Annotated in this window: 14 protein-coding genes; 12 read left to right on the forward strand and 2 right to left on the reverse strand. The window is 41.5% G+C overall.

Annotated features, from left to right (window positions below):
• The gene (locus tag H8B06_RS14555; RefSeq protein ID WP_190994991.1) at positions 1-3,015 is read right to left on the reverse strand and encodes a ligand-binding sensor domain-containing protein; all 3,015 of its coding nucleotides are present in this window, start codon (positions 3,013-3,015) and stop codon (positions 1-3) included.
• 147 nt (positions 3,016-3,162) lie between these two features.
• Between H8B06_RS14555 and H8B06_RS14560 the strand changes: the two genes are divergently transcribed.
• A complete protein-coding gene (locus H8B06_RS14560; RefSeq protein WP_190994992.1) occupies positions 3,163-5,181 on the forward strand; it encodes a hypothetical protein in 2,019 nt (672 codons plus the stop codon).
• A gap of 75 nt (positions 5,182-5,256) precedes the next feature.
• Here the strand turns inward: H8B06_RS14560 and H8B06_RS14565 are convergent, their stop codons facing one another.
• Complete coding sequence (locus H8B06_RS14565) at positions 5,257-5,763, reverse strand: cupin domain-containing protein (protein WP_130143286.1); 507 nt, start codon at positions 5,761-5,763, stop codon at positions 5,257-5,259.
• Positions 5,764-6,084: 321 nt separating this feature from the next.
• On the opposite strand from H8B06_RS14565, the gene H8B06_RS14570 reads away from it, so the two are divergent.
• The 11 genes from H8B06_RS14570 (at position 6,085) to cysS (ending at position 17,167) form a co-directional block, all read left to right on the forward strand.
• Positions 6,085-8,325 carry a helix-turn-helix domain-containing protein gene (locus H8B06_RS14570; protein WP_190994993.1) on the forward strand — a complete coding sequence of 747 codons (2,241 nt, stop codon included), beginning with the start codon at positions 6,085-6,087 and terminating at the stop codon, positions 8,323-8,325.
• Positions 8,326-8,390: 65 nt separating this feature from the next.
• Positions 8,391-8,609, forward strand: coding sequence for an AtpZ/AtpI family protein (locus H8B06_RS14575; RefSeq protein ID WP_190315347.1), 219 nt, complete (start codon positions 8,391-8,393; stop codon positions 8,607-8,609).
• 12 nt (positions 8,610-8,621) lie between these two features.
• Positions 8,622-9,020, forward strand: coding sequence for a hypothetical protein (locus H8B06_RS14580; RefSeq protein WP_190994994.1), 399 nt, complete (start codon positions 8,622-8,624; stop codon positions 9,018-9,020).
• 17 nt (positions 9,021-9,037) lie between these two features.
• Positions 9,038-10,201 carry a F0F1 ATP synthase subunit A gene (gene atpB / locus H8B06_RS14585; protein WP_190994995.1) on the forward strand — a complete coding sequence of 388 codons (1,164 nt, stop codon included), beginning with the start codon at positions 9,038-9,040 and terminating at the stop codon, positions 10,199-10,201.
• A 45-nt stretch (positions 10,202-10,246) separates the two neighbouring features.
• Positions 10,247-10,450, forward strand: coding sequence for an ATP synthase F0 subunit C (gene atpE, locus H8B06_RS14590; RefSeq protein ID WP_105727133.1), 204 nt, complete (start codon positions 10,247-10,249; stop codon positions 10,448-10,450).
• 125 nt (positions 10,451-10,575) lie between these two features.
• Entirely contained in the window at positions 10,576-11,070 is a 495-nt protein-coding gene (locus H8B06_RS14595; protein WP_190994996.1) for a F0F1 ATP synthase subunit B, read from the forward strand.
• 28 nt (positions 11,071-11,098) lie between these two features.
• Entirely contained in the window at positions 11,099-11,644 is a 546-nt protein-coding gene (locus tag H8B06_RS14600) for a F0F1 ATP synthase subunit delta (RefSeq protein WP_190994997.1), read from the forward strand.
• Between the two features lie 51 nt (positions 11,645-11,695).
• Entirely contained in the window at positions 11,696-13,270 is a 1,575-nt protein-coding gene (gene atpA / locus H8B06_RS14605; RefSeq protein WP_190994998.1) for a F0F1 ATP synthase subunit alpha, read from the forward strand.
• 6 nt (positions 13,271-13,276) lie between these two features.
• Positions 13,277-14,161: an ATP synthase F1 subunit gamma gene (gene atpG / locus H8B06_RS14610; RefSeq protein ID WP_190994999.1), complete on the forward strand. Its 885-nt coding sequence runs from the start codon at positions 13,277-13,279 to the stop codon at positions 14,159-14,161.
• A 211-nt stretch (positions 14,162-14,372) separates the two neighbouring features.
• Complete coding sequence (der, locus tag H8B06_RS14615; protein WP_190995000.1) at positions 14,373-15,677, forward strand: ribosome biogenesis GTPase Der; 1,305 nt, start codon at positions 14,373-14,375, stop codon at positions 15,675-15,677.
• 17 nt (positions 15,678-15,694) lie between these two features.
• Positions 15,695-17,167 (forward strand): cysteine--tRNA ligase, encoded by a 1,473-nt coding sequence (gene cysS, locus H8B06_RS14620; RefSeq protein WP_190995001.1) that lies wholly within the window; start codon positions 15,695-15,697, stop codon positions 17,165-17,167.
• Positions 17,168-17,193 lie beyond the last annotated feature (26 nt).

Raw genomic sequence — 17,193 nt, forward strand, 5'->3', positions numbered from 1 at the left:
TCATTTTGTAGGTAGTTCGATAATGAATATGGTTCCGCCGTTGATCTCCAAATCAATCGTACCTTTTAGTTCGGCGATGAGTAAATGGATGAGGTTCATTCCTTGGTGACCAGCATCCCATATTTTGTCTTTGTTAAACCCGACACCATTGTCCTGATACCGTAGGATCATGTTGTCTCCATGGGCATCTAGGCGAATATAGATCGTTTTATTTGTCTGCTGCTCCTGAAAGGCGTGTTTTATGGAGTTGGTGATCATCTCATTGATGATAAGTCCGATATACGTTAACCTATTTGATGGTAGTATCACTTGCTCCATGTCGGAGTGGAAGTCGATATTTTGCCCCGAAAAAATAATCAGATCTTGTGCAAGGTTATCGATAAAGGTGTTGATGTATACACCTTGTTCTGAATCGCGTACATTGAGGAGATCATGTATTTTGGATACGGTAAAAATGCGTGACTGCAGGGTGCGCAATTTATCCTGAATACGTTGGTCGCTGATTTCAAAACTTTGTATGTCAATAAGACTGGTGATCAGCTGCAGATTATTCTTGACACGATGATTGAGTTCCTGCATCAGGAAAGAAATATTTTCTTTTTGATGCTGTGTCAATTCTAACGACTGGTGAAGCGCTCTATTGGCCTCCGATAGTTCTTCGGTACGCTCCTGGACCATGCGGAGCAGCCGGCGATTGGTTTGTCGTTGTTGATAGGTTTTGTAGGAAAATCCGCCGGCGATGAGTACTAATACAAACAAAACCAATCCGATTCGGAAAATGGTGGTAGCATACCAGGGAGAGCGGATAATGACCGTTATTTCATCTATATCACCCCATAACAACTCGTTGTTGCTTCCACGTACTTTAAAGGTGTAGGTTCCGGGAGAAAGGTTGGTATACGTGGTGGAGCGGTCGCGCGTTACGGGGCGCCATTCTTTATCGAACCCTTCCAGCATAAATTGATACCGGTTCTTTTTGCTCCATAAATAGTTTAGGTTCACATAGTCAAAAGTAATCACGTTCTGATCGTGTGAAAAAATGAGTGTGTCCGTGTAGAGGATATTTTGAGCAATAGGTCTTCCGAAGAGGAGCACATTCTCAATATGTGTTCGCCCTGTATGAACGTTGATCGGGATACTGTCTGGATGAAAGATGTTAAATCCATTCATTCCGCCAAAATAAAGATTGCCTAAACTGTCACGGTAAGCCGCCTTGCCGTTAAACTCGTTGTTTTGCAACCCGTCATCTTCGGTATAGTTTTTAAATGTTTCGGTTCGTTGATCCAGCATAGAAATACCGTAATTGGTCGATACCCAGATATTGTGGTTGTCATCCACCTGCACGCCATAAATAAAATCGTTCGGGAGCCCCGTCTGTTTCGTGTAGTGCGTGATTTTTCCGGTCCCGGGGTGGAGCTTATTTAGTCCTTTTGCCGTACCCACCCAGATGTGCTGTTGATCCTCCGTAATGGCAAACACCCGTCCGTTGGATAGCGAATCGTAATACGTAATGTTTCTATCGCTATTGACGCAATAGAGACCATTCTCACTCCCGATCCATATATTGCCTTTGCGGTCTACATAACTGGCTCTTGAGCCTAGAATGGGCCTTTCCCAAAAAACCACCGGATTTGCTTTTAGATCGTGGATGTTGAGCGCATAAATACCGCTGGCCAACGTGTGTATCCATATCGTGTCGGAAGAGATAGGGGTTATCTGGATAACATCACGATCCACAGTAGGTAAAGGGATACGATCAAATTTATCGGCTTGTGGGTTATAGCGCAAAAGACCTTGGTCATAACCACCTGCCCAAAGTTTGCCTTCGGCATCCTCGGCGAGTGTATATCCTACAAAATCTGTTCGGTAAAGTTTGTAATCAGCGGATTTTAACGGATGCTTTACAAACCCAAATTCGGTTGCCATCCATAAATCGTTCGCCGATCGCAAAAAATTGAAGATGCTGATAAAATCCTTTTTTGGAGCGTTGCTTGCCTGGATACGCTTCGGTTTGAATTTGGTTTGATAGGGATGGTAATAAAATAAGCCCCGCGTTTCTGTACCCAACCATTTCCCACCTTGTGCATCTTGTTCATAGGCTAAAATAACGGCTTCCAATTCTTTTCCGCGATGATCTACGAACGTTAATCTTTGCCATTTCCAGTCTTCCGTCACGAGAAAATTTGTACGGGCACCGCTCATCAATAGGTAATTGTCGTCCCAAGGATAAATACCGCGTATAACCTGCTCACTTTCTTGTTTCAGTTCTTTTGTATCCGGTGCCAATGTATATAGTCCGCGATCTGTCCCGATGAGTATATCGCCGCTCGGTTGTTTAAACAAGACGTTTATCTGTCTCCTTTGTAGCGCCTTTAAATAATCGGTGGCATATAAGGATTTTGATCGGAGGTCTAGTAGATATAAACCACTGGCATTTGTACCTATTAGGTAGTGGTGTTCGTCAATCGATTCTATACAGGTGACGAAATCATGTTCGAGTAGTTGTGGGATCTGTAAGGTTTCATAGGTTAATGTATGCCGGTTGAAAAGTAAGCAATGACCGGCCGTGCCAATTAGCAATTGATTGTCCGATGCGGCATATAATGCCAAGCTGTGTTTGAGGGACGGTGTGTTTTCAAAATCTAATTGATCGGAAAAATGAATAAATCTGTTTTCTGCCAAAAGGTAGGCACAGAGTGCATTCATATGGGTGGTCATCCATAGGGTGTCGTTCTCATAATGCATCGCCCGGATAAGATCGTTCGGAAAATCGTTGATTTGTTCCTCGGCGAGCCAGACTTTCATTTGGTGACCGTTGAAACGGTTCAGGCCATTTTGTGTGCCGATCCACAAATAGCCGTTTTTATCAAATTGTAGCGATGTGGCGCCTAATTGGGAGAGACCTTCTTCCTGTGCAATTTGAAGGACAGCAAGTGTGTCACCGGGTGCTGTTTGTGCGTTGCCCGACAACCATGCTGTGATCACCATAAGATACAGGAGGAATCGTTTTCTCATTTCTTTTGCGAAAGGTTAATAATTCTTTCGGATGTTATTCAAAGTTAGGGAAACCATTTCTTGTTGCCAATACCCGTTAGTGGGTATTTTTTTGGTTGTGAATTCAGACAAGTTTTTCCTATTTTTATCCAAAACCAATCGTTTCTTATGGAACAAGAATTAGAAGAAAAATACAAAATCGGAGCACCGGCAGCATGGGCTACTCCATTATCGGAAGAAGAATTGTTGTCTAATATTGTGGAAAATGACTTTTCCCAACAACAATATGATGAAGGTAAGGATTATTGTTATTTCCTACGTAAAATCCAATATACAGACGATACACAGAATGCGGAATACAATTGTATGGCCTATAGCGTGCAACAACCGGGTACATTAGAGTTTGCGTCTGTCAATGAGTTTGTCCTTTATCCATCCGAACACATGGTTTTCCATCGCATTGCCATACTCCGGGATGGTGTGCTGATCGATAAATTGCCGGATACAACGTTTAAGGTCTTGGATAACGAAGGACAAAGTTTGGACGGCGTCATCAATAGTTCGAAGAAAGTCAATATCAATATTAAGGATGTGCGCCTTTATGATATTATCTTGGTGGAAGATACCCGCGTGTTGACCTTTACCGATAAAGATTTTTTGCGTAGAGAATTGATAAAATATGTATGGTCTAGTCCGGACGTATATTGGGCGTATGGAAGCTATGCCTTTGATTTTATCAATAAACGTTCTAAACCGATTGCCTATAAGAAGCAATTTTTCCGTGATGAACAGGGAGAATTGTTGCCCATAGAGGAGGGTGTGATCGCATCGGGAGATACGTTTTCGTTACGCTATACGCATTATCTAAATCCGGTAGATGTTAATCGGGAGCTATTTCCTTTTATTGATTTCGTCACGCAGGGTACTTATGAAGAATTGCTGGGTTTGGTGCTGCCTTATTACGAGACAGCATTGACGGCTAAGCCGCTTTTGGAATATGCCCCTGATCTGGTTGCTAAACTGGATGCACTTGGCGATGACCTCGAAGCTAAAATTCAGTTGGCGATTGAATTTGTACAGAATCATGTGCGTTATATATATAACGAAGAGGAGATGCACGGTCATAAACCGCAAGATCCGTGGGTTACGTATGAATTTAAACAAGGAGATTGTAAGGCGAAAACCGTGCTGCTCAAATGTGTACTGGATTATTTAGGTGTTGATTCATCGGTTACGCTGGTCAATTACAACGCGGATTATTATTTGAGATATTATCTGCCGTCGTTATTTAATTTTAACCATGTGATTGTAAAAGTGCGTCATAAAGAGGAAGACTATTTTGTGGATGCTACGTATCGCGACGAATATGGTACGCTCGAAAACCGTACGTTTATCAGCTTTCTGAACTATATGGAAATCAAGCCGAATAGTGTTTTGCAACAGCGCGAACCTTATAAAAGTCCTGATTTTTCGATTTTTGACGAGGTTACGCTGGATGTGAAGGATGAGGTGGGGACCATTTCCATAAAAACAACCTATCGCTACGGTCGGGCAAATGGCATGCGTCGTTATGTGAAGACCACCAATAAAAAAGCCGTGGTAGACAACACCAACAACTTCGTTTTCAGCTGCATGGATTTTGTCGAAGGTGAAAATGGGAATGATAAGCGCCAGGTGTTTAAAGATGCTTCGCTGACTGTCGTAAGCGACGATAAAGTGAATAATATCTTCGTAACGCTATATACAGCGACTATTGATAAACCCTATTATGTGGGAAATGACGGGCGTAAATACGTGAAGTTTTATGATGGTAACATTTTAAAGAATCATTTAAAGGATTATGTGCTGAAAGATGTGAGCTTCTGGCATTCGTATGATAGTGAGCGTTATTCCATAACGATCCGTTCAGATAAACCGATAGATATGCAGGATCACTATACAAATAGGCGAATGGATGTGGACTATAGGCTTTTTAAATATAGCTTGAAGAAAAAAATCGATAAGTATGGCGCTACGGCAGAGATTGAATATATCCCGCTTTCGAATGTGGAAGTGCCGGTGGAGGATATCGCCGATCTGCGTGACAAATATGCGGCAATAGGTAAAGAAAGTGCGTTTGGATTAGGGGTAGCAATCGCCAAGCCTGGTTTTTTTGATTCGATTAAAGCATTGTTCGGCGGTAAGTAGGGGGGTATAGATAATAAACCGATCTGCTTTACGTAGCGGATCGGTTTATTTTATTTCTGGTATTGGGTTTAATCCTTATCTCCCAAAATCATCTTCAACCCGAACGATGTCGCTCTCATCAGAAGGGTTGTTGGCGTCTGTATGTTGCCATATTTCAGCTACTACACCGTAGGTTTTCAAACCAATTAAACGGTGACGCTCTCCTTGAGACAGACGGATAACATCACCCTCCTTTAATTTTTTTAGTTCATTTTGTTCATCCGTAGCGCTGGTGATAATGCCTACTTCGCCCTGTGTAACACGCCATATCTCCGCACGACGGTGGTGATATTGCCAGGATAATCGTTTTTCTGGAGCAACCACCAAGATCTTAGGACTTAATTTGCCGGATATTTTGAGATTTTGTACGTCTAATCCATCAAAATAGGTGTTGGCAAACTGTTGTGCCTGTTCCTCGGCAATAACAAAGAAACCTCCCCAAGGACGGGTTTGGTCTATATGATCAATAGTAAACCCTTGTGCTGTTAATTTTTCTTCTATTTGACTAAATAATTCGCCTTTATTAACGTATTGTTCTGACATATCTGTTTATTTGTTAGTAATTGTAAAACTAATCCGCTCGTCTGTCATACTGAGGTTACGAAGCATCTTTAATAATGTTGGTAGCTATGTTTTAAATAGCGCCGTTTTTATTCGGTGAAGTTAGGAGTTTTCTGGAAATTAAACAATACATGTTTTTAAGCTCCTTAACTTTTCTTACATTTCCTCAATAACATGTTTTCAATGGCAGAGGAGAGCAAAATCATTTCATTTTATATAATGCTAAATTAAATTGCATATAAAAATGAAATTATTTAGGTTTGGTATTCGGTAACATGCTTAACAATCCAAAAAAGAAAATCAATGACACAGTTAAAATTTGACAAACAAAACGAAGCTTTTTTGCAGGCAGTTTCTTTTGTGAATCAAACAAACCAACATTTGTTCCTAACGGGTAAAGCAGGTACCGGTAAAACTACCTTTTTAAAATACATCCGGGAAAATTCACATAAAAAGATGGCGATTACGGCTCCTACGGGGGTGGCGGCAATGAATGCCGGCGGAACAACCCTGCATGCGCTCTTCTGGTTGCCGTTTGGAACATTTATCGAAGATTACCCTTTGCAATGGAATGAACAAGATAGCCATATCTATAACAAGAGTCGGTTATTTTCGACCATCAAACTTACTCGACAACGACGGGCTATTTTACAGGAGCTGGAGCTATTGGTCATTGATGAAGTCTCGATGGTGCGTGCCGACACATTGGATGCGATTGATGTTATTTTGAAATCGGTACGTCGCGACATGCGTCCGTTTGGAGGTGTGCAGATGCTTTTTATCGGTGATCTTTATCAGTTACCGCCCGTTGTTCGGGAGCATGAATGGCAGGTACTGCGTGATCATTATCGTAGCCCGTTCTTTTTTGATGCGAAAGTATTGCGGGAGCATCCACCGGTTATCTTGGAGCTTAGCAAGATCTATCGGCAGAATGACAGTGATTTTATCGATCTGTTAAACAACATCCGAAATAATGAGTGTTCGACAGATGATTTGGAGAAGTTGAACGGTCACTATCAGCCCGCGTTTTCTCCAGATGAAGAAGAGCAATATATTACCTTAACCTCACACAATAAATTGGCGGATGCCATTAATCAGGAAGAACTGACTAGGCTGAAAGGAACAATGCATAACGTACGGGCTGTCGTGAAAGATGAGTTTCAACAGGGTTCTTTTCCGGCAGATGAAATGCTCCCCTTAAAAACAGGTGCGCAGGTTATGTTTATTAAAAATGATAGTGGAGAAGATCGGAAATTCTTTAATGGGAAAATAGGAACGGTTAAGGAACTAAATTTGGATCGCCACCAAGTGGTAGTCGGTTTTAACGACGGTTCGGATGATGTCGTGGTTCGACGGGAGACTTGGGAGAATATCCGATATAAATATAATAAAGGCGAAGACAAGATCGAGGAAGAGGTGATGGGGACATTTTCCCAATTCCCGTTACGGCTCGCATGGGCAATCACTATCCATAAAAGTCAAGGACTTACCTTTAATAAGGCTGTCATTGATGCGGGAACTTCATTTGCGGCAGGGCAGGTGTACGTGGCGTTGAGTAGACTGACCGGATTGGAGGGCCTGGTATTAAAATCTAAAATTCCGATGCATTCCATCCGTACAGATGCACAAGTGGTGGATTTTATGCAGCGGATGATACCAAATGCAGAAGTGACCAAAATTCTGGAAACGTGCCAGCGTAATTATTTGGGACAGATTGTGCTGCAAAGTTTTCGCTGGGGTACATTAGTCGAAAATGTAGATGAACTCATAGAATCTTTAGGAAAACGGAATATCGACAGTAAAGAAGCGGCGTTGGAATACCTGGGCAATCTTTCCGGTATATTAAAGGAGCAGGAGAAAGTGGCAAATAAGTTCGTAACCTTGTTGTATACGATGCTGCGCGATAAGGAAGCATTGGATTATGGTAAGATTTGCGAACGCACAAAAGCTGCGGTAGCTTGGTTTTTACCTCGGCTTGACGAAGAGGTATTGCTGACGATGCAGGAACATATCGAAACATGGGCAATAAAAAAACGGACTAAAAAATATGTTCAGGAGCTACGCTCGATATTATTAGATTTCAGACGTAAGAAAGAGCAACTAGCACATTGCCTCACGATTGCCGATATATTGACGCAGGAAGGTGATCTGTCTTCACATGTACAGACGCTTAGCCAACAGGAAAAGACGAAGGATAGCGAAATTAAAGAAGCAGAGGAGGAGGGCGTAGAAAAAGATACCAAAGCCATTTCATTGGATTTGTTCTTGGACGGATTGTGTGTGGATGATATCGCGCAGAAGCGTGGTATGGTGGTCGGTACGATATACGGACACCTCATTCATTTTGTAGGAAATGAAGTGGAAGCGGAGGATTTGATTGATAGCGCAAAACTGGAGGTACTATTGGATGTATTGCGTAAAAATGACGGGAAGTCTTCTTCGGAGATCAAGATGATACTCGGCGATGATTATTCGTACCCAGATATAAAGCTGGGGCAAAAGGTGTTGGAAAGTGAGATAAGGTTAGATGAGGTTAGAAAGTGAGATAAGGTTAGAAAGTTAACTTTATAACTCCTTAACTCTCTAACCTCTTAACAAATTACACCAAAATGGAAAAATCAAATCGCAGAAAAATGGCAACCTGGATCGGTGTGCCATTCCAGATGTTGGCGACTATCTTTGCAGGCTATTGGCTGGGAAGCTGGTTGGACGAAAAGTATGCGGTAGAAAAGAACTGGTGGACAATAGGACTGACGTTGTTTGCTGTGCTGATTTCCTTATATCAGCTGATCGTGCAGGTGCAGCGTATGGGGAAGAACGGAAAATAAACTTATAACAGATTGGATATTTTAAAAACTACAGGGCAGTTTGCCTGGAAACTATTGCTGGGGAGCGTATTCGTTTTCGGCGGCGCTTATCTTATACAGCAATCGGCAGATCTTCGTTTTTTAGATAGCACGTTCGTGCCGCTCTGTATATTGCTATATATGGTTACGGTATTTGCCTATGCCATATCGTATTTAGGCATACATAGTAATCCGGAGCTAGGCGTCTATGCCATTCTGGGTGGTGTCATGGTGAAAATGCTGGTATCACTTGGCATTTTTATGGTTTTTCTGTACGGTTTTAAACCCGAAAATAAGGTACTATTAGGACTGAATTTTTTTTGTATATATTTATTAATGTCATGCTTTGAAGTTATTGTTTTGTTACGTAACTTGCGGCGCAAAATAAAATAGCTAAAAATATTGTATAGATGGAAATAAGCCACTTTTTAACTTCAGCCAGGATCAGAACTTTGATGATTTTGTGCGTTTTTCTAGCTTCTTTCTCTTCGTTTGCCTCCTCTTTAACGACTACATCTGCACCGGAACAGCATGCCGAAACAGCGGATGACCATGCACACGAGAAGAAAGGTTTTGATATTACCGCGTTTATTTTCCATCACATCGGTGATTCGCATGAATTTACTATTTTTGGTGGCGATCCAGAAGGAAAATCAAAATGGGTAGGTATTTACTTGCCTGTTATATTATATACAGAGAATGGTTTGGTAACTTTTTGTTCGAGTGATTTTGCACGGAACGACGATGGTACCAAAATCGTCGAGAAAAAAGGCCAAGCTTTTGTTAAATACCATGGTAAGATTTACTATGCCGCGGAGCAGGCGAATGACCATGGCGCTTATATCGTGTATGATGATGAGCACCACGCTACGAATAAGCGTCCGTTGGATTTCTCCATTACTAAAAACGTATTCAGTCTCTTTTTAGGATTCATCGTATTGATTCTGGTGTTCTTTGCGGTAGCAAGAGGATACAAGAAAAATGCAGGGAAAGCGCCAAAGGGTATACAGTCCTTTATGGAGCCGATTATTCTTTTTGTACGGGATGAAATTGCTATTCCAAACCTAGGGCACCGATATGAGCGCTTTATGCCTTATTTATTGACTGTATTCTTTTTTATATGGTTTATGAATATGTTGGGCTTAGTGCCATTCTTCCCTGGGTCGGCCAACGTAACCGGAAATATTGCCGTGACGATGGTATTGGCTGTTATTACGTTATTGATTATTTTGTTTAATGGGAATAAATATTACTGGGGGCATATTTTCAATCCGCCGGTACCTTGGTGGTTGAAACCGCTGATGATTCCTGTAGAAATTATCGGTGTATTTACAAAGCCATTTGCGTTGATGATTCGTTTGTTTGCGAACATTACGGCAGGTCACATCTTAGTGTTGTCTTTATTGTGTTTGCCGTTTATCTTTAATGCAAGTGCAGTAGCTGGAGGTTCAGTTATATTTACTATCTTTATCAGCTTAATAGAATTGTTAGTGGCTTTTATACAGGCGTTTATCTTTACAATTCTGTCGGCTTTGTTCATCGGTATGGCTATCGAAGAACACCACGAACATTAATAATAGATTGAGGGAAAAATTTTTTAACTAATATATTTTAAAACTATGACAGGTACATTAGCCGCAATTGGAGCAGGTTTAGCTGCTATCGGAGCTGGTTTGGGAATTGGTAAAATCGGTGGTTCTGCAATGGAATCTATCGCTCGCCAGCCTGAGGCTGCTTCAAAAATCCAAACTGCTATGTTGATCGCTGCTGCCTTTATCGAGGCGGTTGCTCTATTCGCAGTGGTTGTTTCTTTGATCGCTTAATACTAGCCTCAAGAAACCAAAGGATTAAAAGAACCTGTCTTGGGGTTGCCATTTCGGGTTCTTTTATTCATCAAAAAACAATAGTTAAAAAGAAAAACTTTAAACGTCATACATAGCATAATAATATGGATTTATTAATTCCCGAAATTGGTCTGATTTTTTGGCACACCGTTAGTTTCTTAATCCTGTTATTTTTATTGGGTAAATTTGCTTGGAAACCCGTACTGAAAGCAATTAAGGAAAGAGAAGAAAATATCCAAAATGCGCTGGATTCGGCAGAAAAGGCGAAGTTGGAAATGGCTCGCCTAACCAATGAAAATGAGCAGTTATTAAAAGAGGCACGTGTGGAGCGGGATAATATCTTAAAAGAAGCAAAAGAACTTAAAGATAAGATCGTTGCCGACGCGAAAACGGAAGCACAGGAGTCCGGCAAAAAGATTTTGGAGCAAGCAAAAAGAGAAATCGAAGAGCAGAAAAACAAGGCATTAGCCGAAGTTAAAAATCAAGTTTCTTCTTTATCTTTGGATATTGCCCGTAAAGTTTTAACAAAAGAATTTGAAGATCAGACTAAACAGGACGCTTTTGTAAGTGACTTGTTGAAAGATGTGAAGTTAAACTAACGGGTTGTTCAGATTTTAAATAAAAAATATGTCAATTTTTACAGTTGCATCCAGATACGCGAAGTCTTTGCTAGATCTAGCGGAGGAACAAGGCCAATTAGATGCCGTGAAAGGGGATATCGACGGTGTGGTTTCGGTACTGAAGTCTAATACAGAGCTGTTGGCTATTCTTAAAAATCCGATTATTAGCGGTGATAAGAAACGCCATATCCTGGCAGCGATTTTCGAGGGGAATATCAACCCCATCATTCTTTCTTTCTTTTATATATTAGTGAACAAAGGGCGTGCAGCTATTCTATTGGATATCGCACAGGAATTTGTTCGTGAATATAACGAAGCAAAAGGTATTGTGAAAGCATCTGTTACATCGGCTACAGCGCTTTCCGAGGCCAATCTTGCGGATCTTCAGAAGATCATCACAGAAGAAATCAAAGCAGAGGTCATCCTTAAAAATAACATAGATCCATCCCTAATCGGAGGTTTTGTGGTACGTGTAGGTGATAGACAGATTGATGCAAGTATTGCTGGTAAATTGAATAAACTAGAAAAGCATTTTGCAGCACAAGGCGTTTAAGCCTTAGTATTGAATTGAAAATAGAATCAAAAACCCCTTATAATAATAACAATGATAGAGGTAAGACCAGATGAAGTTTCGGCAATTCTTAGAGAGCAATTGTCGGGCTTTAAATCAGAAGCCGAACTAGAGGAAGTGGGTACCGTACTTACCATTGGTGACGGTATTGCTCGTATATACGGCTTAACTAAAGTTCAGTCCGGTGAGTTGGTTGAATTTGATAATGGATTAGAAGGTATCGTATTAAACTTGGAAGAAGACAACGTGGGTGTCGTTCTTTTGGGTTCTTCAGATGAAATTAAAGAAGGAGATACGGTTAAACGTACTAAACGTATTGCATCTATTAAGGTAGGTGAAGGTATGTTGGGTCGTGTTGTCAATACATTGGGCCAGCCTATTGATGGTAAAGGTCCTATCGCAGGTGAGACCTACGAAATGCCTATCGAACGTAAAGCGCCGGGTGTTATCTACCGTCAGCCTGTAACGGAGCCGTTGCAAACAGGTATCAAAGCTATCGATGCGATGATTCCAGTTGGTCGTGGTCAACGGGAACTCGTTATCGGTGATCGCCAGACAGGTAAGACTGCAGTGTGTATCGATACCATCTTAAATCAAAAAGAGTTCTACGATGCAGGCGAGCCTGTATTTTGTATATATGTTGCTGTGGGACAGAAAAATTCAACAGTAGCGAACATTGTACGTGTGTTGGAGGAAAATGGCGCAATGGCTTATACCGTTGTTGTTGCGGCATCTGCAGCAGATCCTGCTCCAATGCAGTTCTACGCGCCAATGGCGGGTGCTGCTATCGGAGAGTTTTTCCGCGACACTGGTCGTCCAGCATTAATCGTATACGATGATTTGTCAAAACAGGCAGTAGCGTATCGTGAAGTTTCGTTGTTATTACGTCGCCCACCGGGTCGTGAGGCTTATCCTGGTGACGTATTCTACTTACACTCCCGTCTATTGGAGAGAGCGGCGAAGATTAACGCGTCTGATGACATCGCTCGTAACATGAACGATTTACCCGAATCTATCAAACACTTGGTAAAAGGTGGTGGTTCATTAACGGCACTTCCGATCATTGAAACACAAGCGGGTGACGTTTCTGCCTATATTCCAACAAACGTAATCTCGATTACCGATGGTCAGATCTTCTTGGAATCTAACTTGTTCAACGCAGGTATCCGTCCGGCGATTAACGTAGGTATTTCGGTTTCACGTGTAGGTGGTAACGCACAGATTAAACCAATGAAAAAGGTATCTGGTACATTGAAATTGGATCAGGCTCAATTCCGTGAATTGGAAGCTTTCGCTAAATTTGGTTCGGATTTGGACGCGGCTACAAAAGCGGTATTGGATAAAGGTATCCGTAACGTGGAAATCTTGAAACAGGGACAATATTCTCCAGTTTCGGTAGAGAAACAAGTAGCGATCATCTATGCAGGTACAAAAGGACTGCTTCGGTCAGTACCCGTAAATAAAGTTCGTCAGTTTGAGGCAGAGTATTTGACACAATTGGAGCAACGTCATCCAGAAGTTTTGGCAGCCTTCAAAGCTGGTAAATTTACGGATGAGTTAACAGATGTGTTGGAAAAAGTAGCTAGCGAATTAGCAGCAAAATATTAGTCTTAGATGGCAAATTTAAAAGAAGTAAGAAACCGGATTAGTTCGGTAACATCAACGCAACAGATTACCAAAGCCATGAAAATGGTGGCTGCGGCGAAATTGAAGCGTGCTACAAACGCTATCGTACAGTTACGCCCTTATGCCAACAAATTAAGGGATATTCTGGCACAAGTTTCTGCTTCTGTTGAAGGGAATGATTCACCCTATACACAAGATCGTATACCCACAAAGGTATTGGTTATCGTATTGACGTCCAACAGAGGTTTGGCCGGTGCATTTAATGCCAACGCAATTAAAGCCACGAATAATTTGATTTTCGGTAAATATGCGGAACAACATGCCCGGGGTAATCTAAGCATCATTGCAATCGGTAAACGAGGGCATGATTTCTTTCAGAAACGCGGTTTTAATGTGATAGGTAACTACAATGAGCTGTATAGTGACCTTAACTTTTTAAATGTATCCCAAGTAACGGATTATGCTATGCAAGCGTTCAAAGCGGGAGACATTGATAGGGTAGAGGTTGTGTATAACGAGTTTCGCAATGCGGCGGTTCAAGTTTTGACGACAGAGCAATTGTTGCCGTTGGTGCCTCAAGATAAGCCGGAAACGGCAGTGACAGCAGAAACGGATTATATTATAGAGCCATCCAAGGAGAGAATCATTGAAGAGCTTATTCCAAAAGCTATCAAAACGCAATTGTATAAGGCGGTTTTGGACTCTAATGCTTCTGAGCATGGAGCGCGTATGACAGCGATGGATAAAGCAACCGAAAATGCAGGTGAGCTATTGAAAGCGTTAAAATTGTCTTACAACCAAGCAAGGCAAGCGGCGATTACAACCGAGTTGACGGAGATCGTCTCTGGTGCAGCTGCCTTATCTAATGGATAAGATTAGATGATAATGATATAAAAAAGGGAATCTCTACAGATTCCCTTTTTTTGTATATGGGTATAGCGATAGCACACATGTACATACATTGGACTTAACATCATTATATTACCATCTATTTTATGTAACTTTGTGACCTTACAAAAAGATGGAGCGCGGTGTTGTTACGTGTCGTACAGAAACCTTAAGCACCACTGGTATAAAATATAATATGGCAAATATAGTGGCAATTGTTGGTCGCCCGAACGTAGGGAAATCAACTTTATTTAACCGTTTAACAGAAAGCAGAAAAGCAATTGTTGACGATTTCAGTGGTGTTACGCGTGATCGCCACTATGAAGTGGCGGAATGGATAGGGAAGAAATTTACGGTTATCGACACAGGTGGATTTGTATACGGCTCAGACGATGTTTTTGAAGAAGCTATTCGGGAGCAGGTCCATATTGCTATAGAGGAAGCATCTGTCATCCTCTTTATGGTGGACGTGACTACGGGTATTACCGATTTGGATGATGAAATAGCCGATTTGCTTCGCCGTACGCCAAAACCTGTTTATGTGGTCGCTAACAAAGTAGATCATGCCAAAAGAACGCATGAATCTGCAGAGTTCTATGCCTTTGGATTGGGTGAAGTTTATAATGTGTCTTCGATAACGGGCTCGGGTACCGGTGAGTTATTGGATGACGTAGTGTCCCATTTCCCGGAAGAGAAGGAAGAAGAGGAAATTTCCTTGCCTAAGTTAGCCATTGTCGGTCGCCCCAATGTGGGGAAATCATCGTTAACGAATGCGCTATTAGGGAAAGAACGGAATATCGTGACGGATATTGCGGGTACTACCCGAGATTCTATCCGCATTCATTATAATCAATTTGGTAATGAGTTTTTACTTATCGATACAGCTGGGCTTCGTCGGAAAACAAAAGTGAATGAGGATATCGAATTCTATTCGGTTATGCGGACGATCAAGGCGTTGGAAGATTCGGACGTTGTTATTCTGATGTTGGATGCCAATGATGGGATTGAGTCACAAGATATTAATATTTTCCATTTGGCGGAAAAGAATAAAAAGGGAGTCGTTATTGTTGTTAATAAATGGGACACCATCGAAAAAGATCACAAGACAACCAAAGAGTTTGAGACACGCATTCGTGAGAAAATATCGCCGTTTACGGATGTTCCGATTATTTTCACTTCGGTAACGGAAAAGCAGCGTATTTATCGAGTGGTTGAAAAAGCCATGGAGGTGTATGCCAATAAAACGAAAAAGATACCCACTTCGAAACTGAATGACACGATGTTAGAAATCATTCAACACTATCCACCGCCAGCTATCAAAGGAAAATATATCAAAGTCAAATATATCACGCAACTCGCAGGGCGCTCCCCTATGTTTGCCTTTTTCTGTAATCTGCCGCAATATATCAAAGAGCCTTATAAGCGTTTTATTGAGAATAAATTGCGCGAGCATTTTGATTTTACCGGAGTACCTATTCAAATATTTTTTAGACAAAAGTAAGCTGATCATAGATTTTTATGGAACCTAATCTTGTTCTTTATAATACCCTTACCCGAAAAAAAGAAAAGTTTGATCCCCTAAATCCACCGTTTGTGGGCATGTATGTATGTGGCCCGACGGTATATAGTGATGTACATTTGGGAAACTGCCGTACATTTGTGTCCTTCGACATGATCTTTCGTTACTTGCTGCATCTGGGGTATAAGGTAAGATATGTACGAAATATTACTGATGCCGGACATCTTGAAGGGGATCGGGATGAAGGAGATGATAAATTTTCTAAAAAGGCAAAATTAGAACAATTGGAACCTATGGAAATTGTGCAGAAATATACGCTAGGCTTCCATGAGGTTTTACGACTTTTCAATACGTTACCGCCGAGCATCGAACCTACCGCAACGGGGCATATCTCGGAACAAATTGAGATGGTACAACGCATTATCGACAACGGTTATGCTTACGAAGTCAATGGTACCGTGTATTTTGATGTAGAGAAATATGTAAAGGAACACGATTATACCGTGTTAACCAACCGTAAATTGGAGGATCTTTTAAACAACACACGCGAGCTGGGTGGACAGGATGAAAAGCGCGGGCGTTTGGATTTTGCACTTTGGATTAAAGCGAAGCCGGAACACATTATGCGTTGGCCGGCTCCCTGGAGTGTTGGATTCCCTGGCTGGCATATCGAATGTTCTGCTATGAGCAGTAAATATCTCGGTGCGCAGTTCGACATACATGGTGGAGGAATGGATCTTGCGGCTACCCACCATACGAATGAGATCGCCCAATCGGAAGCCTGTCATCACGTTCATCCCGCGAAATATTGGATGCATACGAATATGCTAACCGTGAACGGTGCACGGATGTCAAAATCGGCTGGAAATGGTTTTTTGCCCCATGAGTTGTTTACCGGTAATCATCCGTTGTTGGAAAAAGGATATTCTCCTATGTCGGTTCGCTTTTTTATGATGCAAGCACATTATCGTAGTACATTGGACTTTTCAAATGAGGCACTGGATGCTGCTGATAAAGGGTATAAGCGCCTCATGAATGCTATTGTATTATTGGAAAAGATAAAGCCTTCGAATAAAAATAGCAGTGATTTTGACTTACTCGCGTTAAAAAAACGTTGTTACAAGGCGATGGATGATGATTTTAATACGCCAGTGCTTATCGCTGAACTGTTTGAAGCGGTTCGTTTTATCAACGCAGTATACGATGGGAAGATGACGATCGATCAAACGATGCTAGCGGAACTCAAATCGTTCATGCAAATTTTTGTGGTGGATATATTGGGCTTAAAGAATGGGATTCTGGCGGACGACGCAGATGACACCGATGCATTGATGCAGATTATTATAAACCTGCGCAATGAAGCAAAGAAAAATAAAGATTTTACGACGTCCGATCGTATTCGGGAAGATCTCCAGTCTATTGGTGTCCAATTAAAAGATAGCAAAGATGGAACGCTTTGGAACAAGATTTGATTGTAAAGGACGAAAACAGTAATTTA

The organism is Sphingobacterium micropteri (assembly GCF_014692515.1).
GTDB lineage: Bacteria > Bacteroidota > Bacteroidia > Sphingobacteriales > Sphingobacteriaceae > Sphingobacterium > Sphingobacterium micropteri.

Excerpts from the sequence above, each read along its gene's own strand:
- H8B06_RS14555 (WP_190994991.1), bottom strand. The coding sequence starts at position 3,015 with ATGAGAAAACGATTCCTCCTGTATCTTATGGTGATCACAGCATGGTTG.
- H8B06_RS14560 (WP_190994992.1), top strand. The coding sequence starts at position 3,163 with ATGGAACAAGAATTAGAAGAAAAATACAAAATCGGAGCACCGGCAGCA.
- H8B06_RS14565 (WP_130143286.1), bottom strand. The coding sequence starts at position 5,763 with ATGTCAGAACAATACGTTAATAAAGGCGAATTATTTAGTCAAATAGAA.
- H8B06_RS14570 (WP_190994993.1), top strand. The coding sequence starts at position 6,085 with ATGACACAGTTAAAATTTGACAAACAAAACGAAGCTTTTTTGCAGGCA.
- H8B06_RS14575 (WP_190315347.1), top strand. The coding sequence starts at position 8,391 with ATGGAAAAATCAAATCGCAGAAAAATGGCAACCTGGATCGGTGTGCCA.
- atpB (WP_190994995.1), top strand. The coding sequence starts at position 9,038 with ATGGAAATAAGCCACTTTTTAACTTCAGCCAGGATCAGAACTTTGATG.
- atpE (WP_105727133.1), top strand. The coding sequence starts at position 10,247 with ATGACAGGTACATTAGCCGCAATTGGAGCAGGTTTAGCTGCTATCGGA.
- H8B06_RS14595 (WP_190994996.1), top strand. The coding sequence starts at position 10,576 with ATGGATTTATTAATTCCCGAAATTGGTCTGATTTTTTGGCACACCGTT.
- H8B06_RS14600 (WP_190994997.1), top strand. The coding sequence starts at position 11,099 with ATGTCAATTTTTACAGTTGCATCCAGATACGCGAAGTCTTTGCTAGAT.
- atpA (WP_190994998.1), top strand. The coding sequence starts at position 11,696 with ATGATAGAGGTAAGACCAGATGAAGTTTCGGCAATTCTTAGAGAGCAA.
- atpG (WP_190994999.1), top strand. The coding sequence starts at position 13,277 with ATGGCAAATTTAAAAGAAGTAAGAAACCGGATTAGTTCGGTAACATCA.
- der (WP_190995000.1), top strand. The coding sequence starts at position 14,373 with ATGGCAAATATAGTGGCAATTGTTGGTCGCCCGAACGTAGGGAAATCA.
- cysS (WP_190995001.1), top strand. The coding sequence starts at position 15,695 with ATGGAACCTAATCTTGTTCTTTATAATACCCTTACCCGAAAAAAAGAA.